The sequence below is a fragment of the Streptomyces sp. NPDC059994 genome, assembly GCF_042737755.1.
GTDB lineage: Bacteria > Actinomycetota > Actinomycetes > Streptomycetales > Streptomycetaceae > Streptomyces.
The window spans coordinates 179,279-195,278 of the sequence record NZ_JBHWUR010000003.1 but is presented as its reverse complement, the minus strand read 5'-3'; the positions used below and the strand labels follow the sequence as shown (position 1 = coordinate 195,278).

Sequence of the window (16,000 nt, the reverse complement as noted above, 5' to 3'; positions counted from 1 at the left end):
ACTGGATGGAGCTCGTCGGAGAGACCCTGCGCGCCGCGATGGAGGCTGTCACCGTCGCCGCTCCTGCCTGGCTGGCCCAGGTGGCGCCCCGGGCCTGGTTCGAACGCTACGGCGGTCGCGTCGACGCCTATCGGCTGCCCCGCGGGGAAGGTGCCCGCCAGGACTATCTGATCACGGTGGGGCAGGACGGGTTCGCCCTGTTGGAAGCCGTCTGGGCACCCGACACGCCGGCCTGGCTGCGGCAGCTGCCCGCCATTGAGGTCCTGCACCGGACCTGGGTCCAGCGATACCACCGCGACCAGGACTGGAGGGTGCGCCCGCGGGAGGCCAAAAGACCTGCCGCCCGGCAAGCTCCTGGCTTGCTCGCCCTACGATCCCGAAGCCCGTTACTCGGTCAAACGCGGCTTCGAGTACATCGGCTACAAGGTCCACTTCTCCGAAGCCTGCGAGCCCGGGAAACCGCACCTGATCACGAACGTGGAGACCACCCACGCCGCCGTGGGCGATGTGGAGATGACCGGCACCATCCACACGCACCAGGCCCAGAGGGCCCTGAAACCCGGCGAGCACCTCGTCGATGCCGGATACACCAGCGCCGAGCACCTGGGCTCCGCCTGCGCCGAGGGAATCGACAGGGTGGGGCCCCTGCAGCTCTCCACGAGCCGACAGTCCAAGGACGGCGGGCGCTTCGCCCTGTCCTCGTTCGTCATCGACTTCGAGCACCAGCACGTCACGTGCCCGGACGGCAAGACCAGCAGCGCCTGGCGGGAGGAGACCAGCCGGGGCACACCGCTGATCAGGGCCGCCTTCCGCCCAAATGACTGCCCGCCATGCTCACTGCGGGCACAGTGCACCAGTACGGCGCTCGGTGGGCAGCGCAAGCTCACCATCCGTCCCCAGCCTCTGCACGAGGTGATCGAAACTGCCCGGCACAACCAGGACAGTGACGAGTGGAAGGAGCGCTACGCGGTCCGGGCCGGTGCCGAGGGGACAATGCACCAGGCCGTCCGGGTCACAGGAGTGCGGACCACCCGATACCGGGGACTGGAACCCGACTCGCCCATGTGCTGACCGCGACCGCACTCAACATCGTCCGCCTGGACGCCTGGTGGACCGGCACACCGACCAGCCCCACATGTAGGGGTGCCGGTAAGAACGCTGTCACCAGCCGCAAACGGCGGTGATCAGTCCTCTGACCTGGTGGGTTGGGGCAGTTCCGGCGTGCTCGTCGCCTCAGCGAGTGCGAGGCGACCACCCTTGAGTTCAGGCACGTAGTTGTAGATGGTGTTGCGGGAGACGCCGAGGAGCTTGGCGGTCGGGGTGACGGTGTTCTCCGGGCGGGCGAGTAGGTCGCGGGCGTGACGTACCTGCTCCTCGGTCATCGCCGGCGGGCGGCCGAGTCGGGCGCCGCGGGCGCGGGCGGCGTCCAGGCCCTCGTGGGTGCCCTGCACGATGAGTTCGCGGATGAATTCCGCCAGGGCCGCGAACACGTGGAAGACCAGGCGCCCGCCGGGCGTGGTCGTGTCGAGCGCCTCGCGCAGCGAGGTGAACCCGATGCCGCGCTTGCGCAGGCCGGACACGATCGCGATGAGGTCCTGGATGGAGCGGCCGAGCCGGTCCAGCGACGGGACGACGAGGGTGTCGCCCTCGCGCAGGTAGTCGAGGGCCTTCCACAGTTCCTCGCGTTCGGCGTTCTTGCCGGACTTCTTATCGGAGAAGATCCGGATGCAGCTTGCTTCGGTGAGTGCGTGGATCTGCCGGTCAAGCAACTGTCCCTTGGTGGACACGCGTGCGTATCCCACGAGGCTGCCGGTCCGTACGGCCGGAACGGGGGCAAGGAGATCGGCGGCGTCGTCATCCTGAGGTGGCTGCACCTGCCAGATCGTACAGAAAAGGGTGCTCCTCAGGTTCTTGAGCACATCGCCTTTCTGACACCGTTTTATGGGCATGATCCGGCGTCGATCCCGTCGCGCGCCGCCACTTACCGATCTTGCTCATCAATCGGTCGATAGATGAGCGTCATGCGAGTGGGCCGTGGGTTCGCAAGCACGCGCGGCGCCTTGGCGGTCATGCCCGTGTGCTTGTGTGATCTACGGGGTGTCGACCCCGGTGCTACGGACCGGCATCTGATTGATGGGGGTCGGAGTGGACGGTGCTCGGGGGAGAAGGCACGGCGTGTGGCTGAGGTGTTGCCGCCGGAGTGGGTGGTGTGGGCTCGCTGCGGTGGGCCCACAGAAGTGCTCCTGCCAGGAACGCGGTGCCTCCCAGCAGCCAGGGAAGCGGGCCTGGTGGAAGGACACCGACGACCAAGCCGGTGAGAGCTCCTACCAATTGCAGGGCGAGGGACTGGACGGACAGTGCGGTAGCCCGGCCCGCACTGTCGACACGGCGGTGCAGGATGTCGTTCTCGCTCGGTCCCGCCGCGCCGAGCCCGAGGTAGACCAGGCCGTAGCCGGTGGCCGCGAGGACCATGGAGCCCACTCCTGTGGACGCTGCGGTGGCGCCGAGCAGAAGCAGGCCGCTCGCGCTGGTGCCGAGGCTCACCAAAACCGCGCGCTCGCCGCTGCCCGCGAGCCGGGCGGTCAGCGGTGCAAGGTGGCTGCCGAGACCCGCGCAGATGAATCCGGCGCAGGCGAGTGCGGCGAAGAGCACCGCACCCGTCTCCGATGCGCCCGTGAGGGCCGCGGCGCGGCCCGGCGTGAGCAGTTCGATCGCGGCCAGGGCGCTACCGGCGGCCCCTGCGCTGAGGAACACCCGGCGGACCAACACATCGCGGCCCCCCAGGCGCAGCCCGCCCGCGACGGTGACCGGGATGCCTCGGAGTACGTTGCGTAGAGTGGCCGGCGGCCGCGGCGGTTCGGGCAGAGCAGCGAGGACGTACAGCACGAAGGCGACCTCGACCGCTGCGCCCAGCAGCAGCGGGACGGAAAGGGGCAGCACCAGCTCGGAGGTGGCTTCGCTCAGCCGGGCGCCGAGGTCAGGGCCGAGTCCGAGCAGCCAGGGAAGGGCGCCGCCGAGGAGGGTTCCCGCAGCGAGCGCGGCGGATGTCGCGGAGGAGCCGCGGGCCAGGCCGGTGCGCAGTTCGGCGCCGGGGCCGGAGCGTGCGTGGACGGTGTCGACGTACCAGGCTTCGGCCGGTCCGCTGGACAGGGCACGGCCCGTACCCATCAGCGCCATGCCCAGGCCGAGCAGCCAGGGAGTAGTGCCCAGGCCCTGAAGGGTTAAGGCAACCAGGTTCAGCAGGCCGGCGGCGGCCAGGACAGCGCGGCGTCCCAGCACGTCGGACAGTCCTCCGGTGGGCAGTTCCAGCGCTGCGGCGGTGAGGGAGTGCGCGGCGAAGAATCCCGCGATGGCCGCCATGGTCATACCGCGTTCGGTGAACAGCAGGATCAGGGGGGCGATGGTCAGCCCCAGAGGCAGCCAGAAGAGCACGCAGACCATGACGTAGCGGCGGCGTGCGGCGGGTATGTCCAGCGGCCTGGTCATGACGCGTTCTCGGCATCTGCCTCCGCAGGGGCGGAGGCGTCCGACTCCGCGCCGGGGGCGCGCGGTGCCAGGGGCAGCCCGGCGGTGAGGAGTATGACCTGCGCGGCGCGCGGATCCCCTGCATCGCGGGTGGTCAGTTCCTCCAGTTTCCGGTCGAGCACCTCCCAGAGTTCGGTGAGCGACTCGGGGGTCAAGTGGGGCATCAGGTCGCTGATCCCGGAGGGCTCCACCCACTCCTGTCCCAGCCGTCCGTCGGCGATATCAGCCTCGTGCCGGACGAGAGAAGCCTCCAAGTGCTCGATCTGGGCCCTGCGCGACAAGCTGAGCCAGGCGCGGCTGCCTGGTGAGGCTTCCATTGCCTTGTTGTTCCAGGAGGTCACGGAGTGCACCGCCTGCCAGCGGCGCTCCCGCCCGTCACGGTGCTCAGCCTCGGCAACGAACGCGTACTTCGCCAGCACTCGCAGGTGATAGCTGGTGGAAGCAGACGACTCCTCAGTCCTGACAGCGAGCTCGCTCGCTGTAGCTGGGCCGTCCTGCCGCAGCAGCCCAAGCAGCCGGATACGCAACGGGTGCGTAAGGGCCTTTAGGGCTGCCGCGTCCTGCTCAGGATTGAGTACACGTCTCTGTTCTTCGCTGACCATGACGGGAGGCTAGAGCCCTCAGAGACTTTCCAAAAGTATTTTTGCAGAATTTCTTTTGGGATTTGGCGGCAGGCCCTGCTACCAGTGCCGCGCAGGTGATGGCGTTGGACAGACTCACGCCTCCGTATAGTCCCTGGCCGACTCCTCATCGCCCGCCCTACGGGGACCCGGCACAGTCGCAGCGAGGTTCAGGCGGGCTTCCATGTCGAGGTTCACCTCTCCGTACGGGCGCACGTGCGACCAGAACAGCGGTGTCAGGCCGCGCCGGTCGGCAGCGGTGAGCAGGTCGGCCCACTCCTGTTCGGCGAGGACGTCCTGGAGCATGAGGGTGTTCACGTAGACCAGGGCGGACTGGAGAATTCGCAGGCACAGGACGAACATCTCCTGCTCGTCGCGCCGGTTCGAGGCGATCTCCCCGCCTTTGCCATAGGCGATCACGGAGTTCGCACCGTTGGAGGACTCCATGACGTTCAGGCCCTCCTCGATCTCCCGCTGGAGGTCCCGCAGCCGCAGGTAGCGGGCCACGAAGATGGTCTTCTGGGCACGGCCGACCTCCAGCATCGCCGCGTAGGTGGGGTGGGAGGCGTTGCGGGTGAAGCGCCGCAGGATCGCCTCGGTGGACGCGGAGCGGGTTCGGATCGCGGTGGCGTACTTGATCATCTGGTCGTACTGCTGGGCGATGAGCTCCCAGCGGATCGGGCGGGTCAGCGCCGGGGTCAGCTGCGGGTAGGCGTCCGGTTCGCCGGCCACCGGCCGGTACAGCTTGACCTTGTTGATCCGCTTGATGCGGGGCAGCAGGTCGAAGTTGAGCAATCTCGTGATGCCGAACCCGATTTCCGACTGCCCATGCGAGTCCGTGTAGTTGGCTTCCACGTCCATGGTCGTGCCGTGCCGCATGGCGCCCTCGATCATCGCGGCGACCTCGGATGCGGTGCAGTTGATCAGCTGGGAGTGGATGGCCAGAGACTTCTTCTCCACGTGCCAGTAGATGAGCACCCCGCGGCCGCCGTAGCGCGAGTGCCACTCGGTGAACAGGTTCTGGTCGTAGGCGCGCACATGGGTGGAGTCGGAGGCGACCGCGGTCGAGCCCTGGCCCCACAACTCGGTGCTGCGGGCGGTGAAGGTGGCGTTCGCGATCTGGATGGCGATGGCGCGGGCAGCCTCGGCGGACAGATACCGACGGCGTACGTAGCGGAGTTCGTCCTCGGTGTGGCCGTGGCCGCCGGATGCCACGGCCTTGATCCCGGTGTTCGTGCCGTACGCGTAGATGACCAGCAGCAGGCGCTCCGCCAGCACCGCCGGCGAGAGGCTGCCGCCGCCGGACACGGAGGTGACCGCGCCCAGGCAGCCGGTCCGCAGCACCGCTTCCTTCAACATGTCGACGAGCGGCACGATGCCCCAACGCCGCTGTACCTCGCCCTTGATCCTGCGCAGATTGCGCGGCTCGGGCTGGGCCTCGGCCGCCGTCACCCGGATCGCCCCGGACTGCCGCTCGGCGATGTCCAGCCAGGACAGCTTCGGCATCTTGTCGTTGAGCAGGGTCAGCTCGGCCGTCATCTGCTCACGCAGCTCGTCGACGAACACCGCCGGATCCAGCGGCTTGCGCAGCTCACGGTAGTTCTCCACCCGCCGGGCCTCGAAGTCCTGCGGCAGGTCCTCCTCCGGGTTGCGCCACTTGTCGGCGCCGACCACCCAGATCTCCTTGCACTTGAGCTGATCGCGCAGAGCCTGGAAGGCGACGACCTCGTAGACCATGCGCACCACCCGGCGCCGGCCCCGCTTGTCGGCACGGTGCACGACCTCCGCCCAGTCCCCGCCCATCGCCTTGTGGACCGGCACCGTCTCGCCCAGCGGGTAGTACGTCGTGTTCCCGGCGCTCGCGTACCTGGCCACCAGCGCCAGGGCCTCGATCACGGGGCGGTGGGCGTGGTTGGAGGAGCGGAACTTCAGCACGTCCAGCAGCTTGATCAGCCCGCGCCGGTAGTGGTTGGTGTACGACGCCTTCAACGTGGTCTGCACCGTGCGCCGGTAGACCGGCCCCCGGGTCTTGAACTCGTGCACCAACTCCCGCAGCGTCGCCTCGCCCCCGGACACCGCCGGGAACACAACCTGGCGGACCGTCCCCTCCGGGGTGCCCAGCGACGCCTCGGCGAGCTTGAAGAGGATGTTCTCCTTGCCCGACACCTTCTTGAACGCGTTGATGAGCTGCTCGGTAACCTTCTTCTCCGCCCGCGCCCCGATCCGGTGCACCGTGGAGATCAGCAGCTCCACCAGCGTGTCCGTGATCTCCCGTTCCCGCTCGTGCAGCAAGGCGGCCAGCAAGGTCACCCGCAGCGGCACCGGGTGCGTCCGCAGGTGGGAAGGCCATTTCACCGCGGCCCGCGCCCGCCAGCCGGCCACCACCTTCGGCGCGACGTCGATGAACAGATCCGGCGGCAGCCCGATCGCCCGCACGTCAGCAGCTTGTCGATCTCGGTGAGCATCGTCTCCAGGCTCACGTTGCCCGGCGCTTCCTTGACCTTCGCCAGTACCGGCGGCGCGTCCTCGCCCTCCGTACCGCCACCTACGGGTCCGGCGTCGTCCTGGTCGGCGCCGGCCACCAGAGCCACGATCCGCTCGATGCTCTCCACGGTCAGCCGGGAGGAGATCAGGGCCGTCAGAGACTCCTCGGCCGCCCGCAGGGCAGCCCCCCACGATGCGGTCGCACCGGCCCGGCGTGGGCGGCTCGATGCTCTCCGTACGGCAGCACGCCAGCAGTTCCACCCGGACCTGCTCGGGCCTGCGTTCCTTGTGCGCGACGTGCTCGGCCAGATACGTCGTCAGCTTCTCCGCGTCCGCGACGCTGCACTCACGGAAGCCGAGGTGCTCCCGGATCTGCGCGCGGTGGTACTCGACCGTACGGCCCGTCCAGTCGTAGGACTCCAGCTCCGAGGCAGGAACCTGCACCTGCCGGGCGACGAACTCCACGGCCTCACCGGGCAGCTCTGCCCGGTTCCGGGGAAACCGGCCGTACTGCGTATAGAACTTCAGCAGCACGACGAAGCCCAGTCACGGTGCACCGCGCTTGCCGGACACGAGCACTTGCTCGTCCTTCAGCAGCGTCCAGTGCTCGACGAGTTCATCCAGGTCCAACGGAGTACGGGCCACGATCGCCGATCGTCCTCGCAGAGCTTCACCCACCGCAGCCGTACGGCCCCGGACTCACCCACACGGGTGACGCCCCGCAAGATCACTGCCGTTTGCGGCTGGTGACAGCGTTCTTACCGGCACCCCATGTACCAGCCACTTTGCCCGACTCGGCCTGACCCTCGCGGCCTGACCGCCGAATCGGGCAACAGGGTCTTCGGTATCCGGGGATCCACCGCTACGCTGCCTCGCACTTCAGCAGGGGGCGCCCGTCCTGTTGGGAGAGAACGTACTGCTGCGGTGTGGGTACCCGCCAGAGGCCGACACTGCCAGGGTGGCCTATCTCAACCCGCCCAAGCATTGGGCACGATTGCGAAATAGGCCACCCGATCTGGTGAACGTGGCGGCTTGGTATCACCCCGCCGTTGGTCGCAGTGGCAGGTTCTCTGGTGCACGTCGGTGGCTCATCACCGGCGTCCGCCTCATGCCGCCGTCGGCGGAGCAGGAGCAAGCTGCGAGACGTCCAGACGCCACCGAGGCGTTGTTGGGGCTGTTCGTTCTTCGGGCGTTGGCAGGTGGACCGTACGGGGCGAGGACCGCCGTACCCCCTTCTGCAGGGTGTTGGCCCGTTTCTCGTCGGCACGAGGCTTCGGCGCTCGGGCGCGTGACACGCTCCCGAGAGGCGGGAGCTTGTGTGTTCGCCCGGCACGCCGGGTGAAAGGACAACACCATGGTCGCGAAACGACCTGACGGCATTTTCCCGCGCATCGGCACCGACGCCTATGGCCGGAACCTCGCGGACGCCATCGAGAACACCTGCGCGGAACACGGGGTCGTCCCGCCTCCCCGGCAGGCGATCACCGAGGGGCTGGCCACCGCTCTCCCGGACACCGAGATCAAGGGCCTGATCACCAGCCGGAGCGGCAAGAAGGTACTTAAGCCCTCGGCCTACCGCCTCGTGCAGGCTGGCGAGGAGCAGGTACTCCTGCTGATGTGTGACGTTCATGGTGCTGCAGCCGTCCCGTGGGATCTCAACGACCGCACCGTCAGTTGCTGGTCGCCGCCCGTTCCTGAGGCCAGCCAGCGCGTTAAGGACCTCATCGCCGCCGAGTTGGCGCTGCACGAAGCCAGGAAGACCGCAAAGACCGCCGAGAGGGAGCGGGAAAGCTGCCGCCGTGCGGCTGGTGACGACACGTACGCCGCGCAGGCCCTGGCGGCGGCCACGCAGAAGCACGAGGACGCTGACAGCCGGGTGGGGGAACTCGAAGGCGAGCGCCAGGCACTCCTGGCCGCCCTCGGCGGCCGGCGGCCACGTCCTGTGGTCCGGGCGGCGGAGGAGGACGGAGAGTCGAAGGCAGCGCTCACTCTCGCCGAGCAGCCCTACGACGTGGCGGTCCACATGCAGCGGTACGCCGCCGAGAATCTGGAGCGCGCCGGGAAGAGCCGCGGCTACGACCTGGCCGAGTCCCTCGTGGACGCGGGCCAGCTCTCCAAGGGCATGAACGTTCTGCAGCAGTGGCAGATCATCCGCCCCGACGGCACGGTGTCGAAGCTGTGGCGGCTGGCGGCCGTGACTGGGAACAACCGGGCACTGGCCCGTCTCAACATCTTCCGCGTGCGGCCGGAACACCTGGTCACGGGGATGCCCCAGTCCCTCCTGCCCATGCCGAAGGGCAAGAAGGCTGATCCGGAGCTGCTGCTGCTGAGTCAGCGGGAGATCCTGAACCGGCTCTCCGACCGGCTCAACGAGGCCGTCGCCAAGCCGGAGACGGAGGCGACCGACCCGTCGGTCCGGGCCGGGAAGATCGCCACGATCTCCGCGGAGATCGTGATCGGCTGCACCAAGCCGGCGGCTCTGGAGCACGTCCTGCGGACGCTGAACGTCAACGACCACCTGCGCGGCATCCAGCCCTACGACGAGGATGCGCGCCTGATCGCCCTGTTCGCGACGCTCGTCGACGCCTACGCCAGGGAATCGCTCCTCGCGGACGCGCTCACCGAGGCGTTCCCCGACGCGCGTGGCGCGGATCTCCTCGACCTGGTCGGGGTACGCGACGCGTTGACCGCCAACGGGCCGCTCGACCCGCTCGTGCCGCTAGTGCCCGCTGGCGACTTTGTCTCCCCGGCCGTGCTCCGCGACATCGCAGTGCGCGCCATCACCGCGCTCGTGTTCCCCGAGATCCCGCCCGAGGCCCCGAAGCGGACGAACGCTCGGACCGTCCGTGACACGGGGCGCTTCTGGCCGATCGTCAGGGGGACGCTCCAGGAGCCGGCGTGGAGCCAGACCAAGGCGAGGACGGCAGAGGCACGCACCCGCCTGTGGTCCGCCGCCATCGCCCAGCTGTTTCTGCACCGGGGCAACATCCTGTCCGCCCTCGGCTTCTTCGGCGTCCCGGAGACCGCCAAGGGCGCCGGGCAGGACCCGCGATCACTCAAGGTGCTCCTCCTCGGGGCAGAGGCCGGCGACGCAACCGCCTGGGCCGCCCTCGTCCAGCGCATGGCACCGGCGCTGATCCACGCTCCGCAGCCGTTTATCACCGCTGGCCAGGGCAGCGAGGCAGGCGACGGCCGCAAGGGCGTGCGGCGCACCCCCAAGAGCGCCCTTGCCGCCCTCACCCTGGCGTACGCAGCAACCAGCGCCCCGGGCGTCAGCCGGGCCCTTCTCCTCGCGTTCGCGAAGGCCGTGCTGGAGCACCCGGACGCAACACAGCCGCCCGAGGCCGAAGACGGCAATTCTCTGATTTGTTACGGCGAGCAGCACTGGGTTGAGGGCCGGACGCCGATCACCGCAGGGATGGTAATCGCTCCAGACATCAAGGGGCGGCCCACCCACTACGTCGCAGACAAGGCATGGTTCGACGAGACCTTCCCGGTGGAACTCGGTCGCCCGGCCCCGGGCGACCCCGGAAGCGCAAGTGCTTCCACCACGGCCGGAATCAGCACGAATCCCACTGCCACCACCGCGCACGGCGCCCCGCCTGTCGACCCGCACGACCAACTGGCCGCGCTGCGCCGTGAGCTGCCCGCCCGTGTGGAACTCGTCGAGAGCGGCTACCAGCAGGCCGTGGACTCCGCCCTCAACCTGATGACGGACTTCGAGGAGGCGCACCGCCTGCGAGTCCAGCTCGAAGAGGACGCGCTCGCGGCCGAGCAGCGGATCGAGTGGATGGAGAAGCTGACGAAAGCCCGGGCCGCAGCCCGGGCCAGCGTGATGACGCTCGAACAGGTGGAAGCGCTGATCCTGCAGGTCTGACCGGCGCGGTAGACCCGACTCTGTCGGGTAAGGGTGGGCCCCTGGAAGTAGTTGAGGGGCCCACCTCCCTTTTACCGTGGCGTGCCCGAGGCCGGATGCCGCACTAACCTGGCCAGTCGCGCGGGTGGTCCAGGAGCGGGGGCCGAGGGTAGACGGGCCGGCCAGGCGGCGCGGCCGCATCACTGCGTGGCGGGCCAGGTGGTTGCGGTACGTGGGGGCGACCAGGCCCGACCGGTAGGCCGGGCTATGCACCATGCGGTCGGGCCCCACATAGCAGGCGTAGCGCTTGACCATGTTCAGGAACAGGCCGATTCTGCGGGGCATTCCATCAGACTTGTCCCGACGGAGGAGTCTGTGGACCTGTCGTCAGCGCGTCCACATCGTCGTTCGCAGTCTGATTGATTTGCTCTTGGTAGAGCCCAATTGCAAATATTTCGGGACCGGAGTTGCGATGAAATGCAAGTTCGCTGGAGGCAGACGCTCAGGACTGGAAACATCTTCATGAGGCATGTCACAGTTGCCTCATTGCAAAACCGCAGTTCATCAGAAAAGGGTTTCGTTAATGGCGAATGTTGCCTCTGCTTCAGCCCATATCCCTCAAGCCGTGCGTTCGAAGGACGGCGCGACCCTTCCGGCAGGAACGCGCGGTGATGCCCACCTCGCGGCGAACTGGGTCACCGGAGACGATAGCCTCACGGATGTGCCTCTCCCCAGCTCGCCTAGCGCCCCTGTCCACGCCGAGGCCATCCCTGCCGAGGCCGTGGCCAACGGCGAGGTCTATACTCGCCGATGGGTCGTCGACATGATCCTCGACCTGGTCGGGTACACCACCGACCGGGATCTTGATCAACTCGTCATCGTCGATCCCGCCTGCGGATCTGGCGCGTTCCTTCTTGGCATCGTTGAGCGCCTCAGCACGGTGTGCCGAAAGCTTGAACGGGACCTCCCCGTGAAGGGGGTCCGTGCCCTCGACCTGCTGAGTCGCAACGTGAAGGCGAGTCGTAGGGCGGTCGCAGGCGTCCTTGTTGCAGATGGCTGGGACCGCGAGACGGTTGACACCGTCGTCAGGCAGTGGATTCAGCACGGGGACTACCTCCTTGATGACGCAGGGAAGGCCGACTTCGTTGTAGGAAACCCTCCCTATATCCGCTTGGAAGATGTTCCAGACCAGCGGATGCAGCTTTACCGGAAGGGCCATCCGTCCATGGTTGGCCGCTCTGACATCTACGTCGGATTCTTCGAGAGGGGACTCGCTTCCCTCGCGCCCGGTGGGGCGCTCGGATTCATCTGTGCGGATCGCTGGATGCGCAACCAGTATGGCCGTGAGCTGCGTCGGCTAGTCGCCGACCAATTCAGCATGGATTTTGTTGCAACCATGCACGATGTTGATGCTTTCGAAGAGCAGGTGTCGGCCTACCCGGCGATTACGATCCTGCGTAATCACCCACAAGGAAAGTCAGTTGCGGTCGACACCGCGAAGTCCTTCGGACCCGACGAAGCCCGTCGGCTGATGGACTGGCTCGGCGACGAGGATCGAGCTGCTGCGAACACAAGCAGCTTCAAGGCGGCCCGACTGCCTCACTGGTTCTCGGCAGCAGACTCGTGGCCGGCCGGAAGCCCTGCACGCCTCGCCTTGCTTGAGGATCTGAACGACCGATTCCCCGTGCTTGAAGAGACCTTGACGAAGGTCGGGATCGGCGTGGCTACAGGATCTGACACTGTCTTTCTCACTGAGGACGACACGATCGTGGAGAAGGACCGCCTTCTCCCCATGGCGATGGTGAAGGACGCCAAGAGCGGGCACCTGGAGTGGCACGGCACCCACATGGTCAACCCGTGGGATGACGATGGCGAGCTGGTAGACCTCGACAAGTACCCCAGGCTGAGGGCTTACTTCGAGAAGCATCGGGCAGCTCTCGAAGGTCGTTACGTGGCGAAAAAGCAGCCCGACCGTTGGTACAAGACGATCGACAAGATCGACTCACGTCTGACGGGTCGGCCGAAGCTGCTGCTTCCGGACATGAAGCTAACAATTCATCCGGTACTGGATGAAGGTGGCTACTACCCCCACCACAACCTCTATTACGTTGTGTCCGACACATGGGACATCAAGGTTCTAGGAGGACTCCTCCTGTCTCGCGTGGCCCAGACCTTCGTTGAGGCATACGCGGTGAGGATGCGGGGCGGCACACTCCGCTTCCAAGCCCAGTACCTGAGGCGTATCCGGGTTCCTCGCCCCGAGGCCATTTGTCAGACCGATGCTCTAGCGTTGGCACACGCGTTTGATCACCGCGATGTGCAAGCCGCCACCGAGGCAGCCCTCCGCGTCTACGGGATCGAGCGCATCCCGGACTGACGCTGACATGGGGGACTGATGAGCACCCAACTAACCTGGGACAATGACGCCTTGAACCGGGCTGTCCACACGATGTGGGCGGCCCGTTCGCGTGGCACGCAAAGCGGGAAGCACATGGCTGCGGTCGAAGACCTCGTGATCGAATCCGCGACAGAGGCTTGCAAGGGCACCCCCATTACCTTCTTGAGAGGTGAGGCCGCCACGCTTCCCGGGGTTTACCGGCCACGCAAGAACTGGGACATCGTTGCCCTGGATGGGGACCGTCTCGTTTTTGCCATTGAGATGAAATCTCAGTCCGTGGAGAAGATCAGCAATAATGCGAACAACCGAAATGAGGAAGCCATCGGGAGTGCTACCGACTTGAGGCTTGCCCACAAGAAGGGGCTACTCGGAAGGGATAGAGGTGATGATCATAGGCCCTGGATCGGGTATTTCTTCATTCTGGAAGAGGCGCTGGGGTCGACGCGGCCGGCCCGGCAGCAAGTGAGTGCTGCTCTCCCGACGGATCCCGCTTACGGGACTCACCCGTCCTATGAGGACCGATATCGATTGCTTTGTGAACGCTTGTTGGAGAACAAGCTCTACGATGGAGCGTGCTTCCTCCTCTCGAATACCACCCCAGGCGCCCTGGTTAAGCAACCGGACCCGAGTGCTGGTATTGATTTTGGTAGCTTTATGGCATCCCTTGCGGGGTATCTCGCAAAGTACTGCGCCAACAGGACCTGAACCGGGATGGGCCGGGGGTCGTGTTTCGGCCACGGGGAGCGTCGAGACGGCGTGGTCCACTAGCCTGACCTCTGGCTTCGGTGGTCGAGGCCCGCAGCGTCGAGAGCTGTGCCAGTCTCGTGCGGCCCGCCCACTGGCTGCACGTCGATCATGGTGGGTCCGTGGACGGAAAATTTGAACTCGCAGTCCGGAAGTACTGGGAGACGCGAGAGCGGCAGAGCGCGAGGCAAATCGCTGAGGGGAAGCAGGATGCGGGGCTCCGCGGCGCCGTTACAGGTGGCGCCCATCTTGATGCTCTGACGCAAATGATCGTGGAACACTTCGTGAACGTACTTGAGTACCCGGACAGCTCGATTTTCCTGGGCAAGAAAGCTGAGCTGCCTGGGTATTATCGGCCAACCAAGCAATGGGATCTCATCGTCAAAAATGGAACCCAGCTGGTTGCGGCTATCGAGTTCAAGTCGCAGTCCGGGCCCTCGTTCGGGAACAACTTCAATAACAGAACAGAAGAAGCGATCGGTAGCGCTGTAGATACTCAGCGTGCCATCGCCAAGGGCCTCCTTGGCGATGCCCGACCCTGGCTGGGATACGTATTCCTGTTGGAGGGCGCAGGCGGATCCACGCAGAGTGCGAAGCGAGACTTCAAGCCGAGCTTCAAAGTGGACGAGGCGTTTGAGGGGCGCCCTTCATACGCTGACCGTTATCAAGTGCTTTGCCGCAGACTCGTCGAGGATGGACTCTATGACGCTGCCTGTTTCGTCTTGGCCCCCAAAGATCCCGAACGTCCAATCAGTCAACCCGACCCGAAGCTAGAATTTGCGGGATTCATCGACTCGCTTACGAAGCACGTACGGAAGGAGCCAGGGCTCTAAACGAGGTTGCTTCGAGTGTGAGATTCCCAAGTCACCTAGGGTCCACTGCAGAGCAGTGTGGGTGCGCGCCTGAGTATGGCGCTTCACGATCGAGAAGGGGCAGGCTGGCGCGGAGGCCGTCCAGGCTGTTGAGATCGGACAGGGGCCGCTGCCGGTCACCTGTCACCCAAACCTGCACCAGACCCGAGAGCTGAAATGGCCGCATGGAGGGGTCCTCGTCCGGGCCTGCGGAGCGAGGCGCACTGGGCACCGTCGAAGTGGGTATGCCCGTTCCCCTTCCGAGCCAGCGATGTGTTTTCCGCCCCCTGAGTTCAGTGGCGAGGGGGCTGGCAGCCGGACGGCGATCGGTCGGGTGGGACCGGCGGCCGAGGGCGATGGACCGGGCCTTCAGTCGCGAGGAGAACCAGCTTGGCACGCTCGCTGGCGTACCGGTCCGAGGACGGTGGATCCGCGGCGACGTCCTCGGCGAGGCGCGCTACGAGGTACTGCTCGGAGTCCTGGGCGAGCGGGTAGAGGCCAACCGTCGTGCTCAACGCGAGCGGTTGGCCACCCTGACGGGCGATGGACTCGATACGTTTCTCGACGGCCGTCTGCTTACAGTCGTACGCCCTGTCGACGTCTCCCGACCGAGCTGGGGTCGGATCAGCGCAGAGCTGATGGAGCAGTCCTGAGGCCCGTACCCTCCCAGTTGCGTCTGCGCCTCTCCCCTCCCGATGACGAACGCGACGACATCCCACACGCCGAGTGCGATGTCAGGGGACTGCGTTCACTGCCGTGCCGTGCCGAGGTGGCAAGGGACCCTGTGAGACGCCAGCCTGTGCGGCGATTCTGACGGTGTCAGTGCTGCGTCCTACAGTGTCCGTTCAACTGCGGGCATTTGGGGGCGGTATGGCGAGCGGGAAAGTGACCGGCGCGGCGGTGGCAGGGCAGGGGCGCTATCTCTACGAGCGGCTGGGGGAGAAGACGTTTCAGCAGCTGTGCAGCGCACTACTAGCCCATGTCTTCAGCGATACCCGTTGCTACCCGGTCGGGCATGCCGATGGCGGACGCGACGCCACCCGCCAGGACGGTGAACGGCTGATCGTCTATCAGGTGAAGTGGACCAGCAAACCCGGGCAGAGTCCGGTCGCGTGGCTGAATGACGCGATCGCAGGCGAGGCCGACAATAGCCGCCGTCTGGTGAAGGAAGGCGCCACGGCCTACTACCTGCTGACGTCGGTAGCCGGGACTGCCGTGCCCAAGCGCGGTTCCATGGACACGCTGGATACCGCCCTGGCCGAGCACGCCCGCCAGTTCGGCATTCCCTTCTCGATCTGGTGGCGTGATGACATCAACGCGCGCGTGGACGCTTCGCCCACCGAGCTGAAGTGGGCGTACTCCGACATGCGATGAAGGTCATCGCCACCCAGTGGGAGGAGGACGCCAAGGTCAAATTCAAGCAGGTGGAGCTAATATTGCAGCCGCAGTTGACGTGACTGCCCGCGAGCCGCTCGTTGCGCCAGTCATGGGTGGGGATGTCACGGTTGACGAGGTGCACGGC

The 16,000-nt window shown here is 66.4% G+C and carries 11 protein-coding genes and 1 pseudogene; 6 read left to right on the top strand and 6 right to left on the bottom strand.

Going from position 1 to position 16,000, the window contains the following annotated elements:
- Positions 1–477 precede the first annotated feature (477 nt).
- Positions 478–1,071, top strand: coding sequence for a transposase (locus tag ACFWA7_RS03535; protein ID WP_385820593.1), 594 nt, complete (start codon positions 478–480; stop codon positions 1,069–1,071).
- 113 nt (positions 1,072–1,184) lie between these two features.
- Here the strand turns inward: ACFWA7_RS03535 and ACFWA7_RS03530 are convergent, their stop codons facing one another.
- The 6 genes and pseudogenes from ACFWA7_RS03530 to ACFWA7_RS03505 all read right to left on the bottom strand — a co-directional run.
- Complete coding sequence (locus ACFWA7_RS03530; RefSeq protein ID WP_385820618.1) at positions 1,185–1,802, bottom strand: recombinase family protein; 618 nt, start codon at positions 1,800–1,802, stop codon at positions 1,185–1,187.
- A gap of 310 nt (positions 1,803–2,112) precedes the next feature.
- Positions 2,113–3,486, bottom strand: a complete 1,374-nt coding sequence (locus tag ACFWA7_RS03525; protein ID WP_385820591.1) for an MFS transporter — start codon at positions 3,484–3,486, stop codon at positions 2,113–2,115.
- Positions 3,483–4,127, bottom strand: a complete 645-nt coding sequence (locus ACFWA7_RS03520) for a helix-turn-helix domain-containing protein (RefSeq protein WP_385820588.1) — start codon at positions 4,125–4,127, stop codon at positions 3,483–3,485. Before ACFWA7_RS03520 ends, ACFWA7_RS03525 begins: the two co-directional genes overlap by 4 nt.
- 114 nt (positions 4,128–4,241) lie before the next feature.
- The gene (locus ACFWA7_RS03515) at positions 4,242–6,581 is read right to left on the bottom strand and encodes a Tn3 family transposase (protein WP_385820616.1); all 2,340 of its coding nucleotides are present in this window, start codon (positions 6,579–6,581) and stop codon (positions 4,242–4,244) included.
- On the bottom strand, positions 6,497–6,757 hold the full coding sequence (locus ACFWA7_RS03510) for a hypothetical protein (RefSeq protein ID WP_385820624.1): 261 nt from the start codon (positions 6,755–6,757) through the stop codon (positions 6,497–6,499). Before ACFWA7_RS03510 ends, ACFWA7_RS03515 begins: the two co-directional genes overlap by 85 nt.
- A gap of 121 nt (positions 6,758–6,878) precedes the next feature.
- Positions 6,879–7,163, bottom strand: a pseudogene (locus ACFWA7_RS03505) (DUF4158 domain-containing protein); the annotation flags it as partial.
- An 820-nt stretch (positions 7,164–7,983) separates the two neighbouring features.
- On the opposite strand from ACFWA7_RS03505, the gene ACFWA7_RS03500 reads away from it, so the two are divergent.
- The 5 genes from ACFWA7_RS03500 to ACFWA7_RS03480 all read left to right on the top strand — a co-directional run bounded on the left by ACFWA7_RS03500 (position 7,984) and on the right by ACFWA7_RS03480 (position 15,852).
- A complete protein-coding gene (locus ACFWA7_RS03500) occupies positions 7,984–10,506 on the top strand; it encodes a hypothetical protein (RefSeq protein WP_385820586.1) in 2,523 nt (840 codons plus the stop codon).
- Between the two features lie 604 nt (positions 10,507–11,110).
- The gene (locus ACFWA7_RS03495) at positions 11,111–12,862 is read left to right on the top strand and encodes an Eco57I restriction-modification methylase domain-containing protein (RefSeq protein WP_385820584.1); all 1,752 of its coding nucleotides are present in this window, start codon (positions 11,111–11,113) and stop codon (positions 12,860–12,862) included.
- Positions 12,863–12,880: 18 nt separating this feature from the next.
- On the top strand, positions 12,881–13,588 hold the full coding sequence (locus ACFWA7_RS03490) for a PaeR7I family type II restriction endonuclease (RefSeq protein WP_385820582.1): 708 nt from the start codon (positions 12,881–12,883) through the stop codon (positions 13,586–13,588).
- Positions 13,589–13,668: 80 nt separating this feature from the next.
- Positions 13,669–14,460: a PaeR7I family type II restriction endonuclease gene (locus ACFWA7_RS03485; protein ID WP_385820580.1), complete on the top strand. Its 792-nt coding sequence runs from the start codon at positions 13,669–13,671 to the stop codon at positions 14,458–14,460.
- Positions 14,461–15,363: 903 nt separating this feature from the next.
- Complete coding sequence (locus ACFWA7_RS03480) at positions 15,364–15,852, top strand: hypothetical protein (protein ID WP_385820578.1); 489 nt, start codon at positions 15,364–15,366, stop codon at positions 15,850–15,852.
- Positions 15,853–16,000 lie beyond the last annotated feature (148 nt).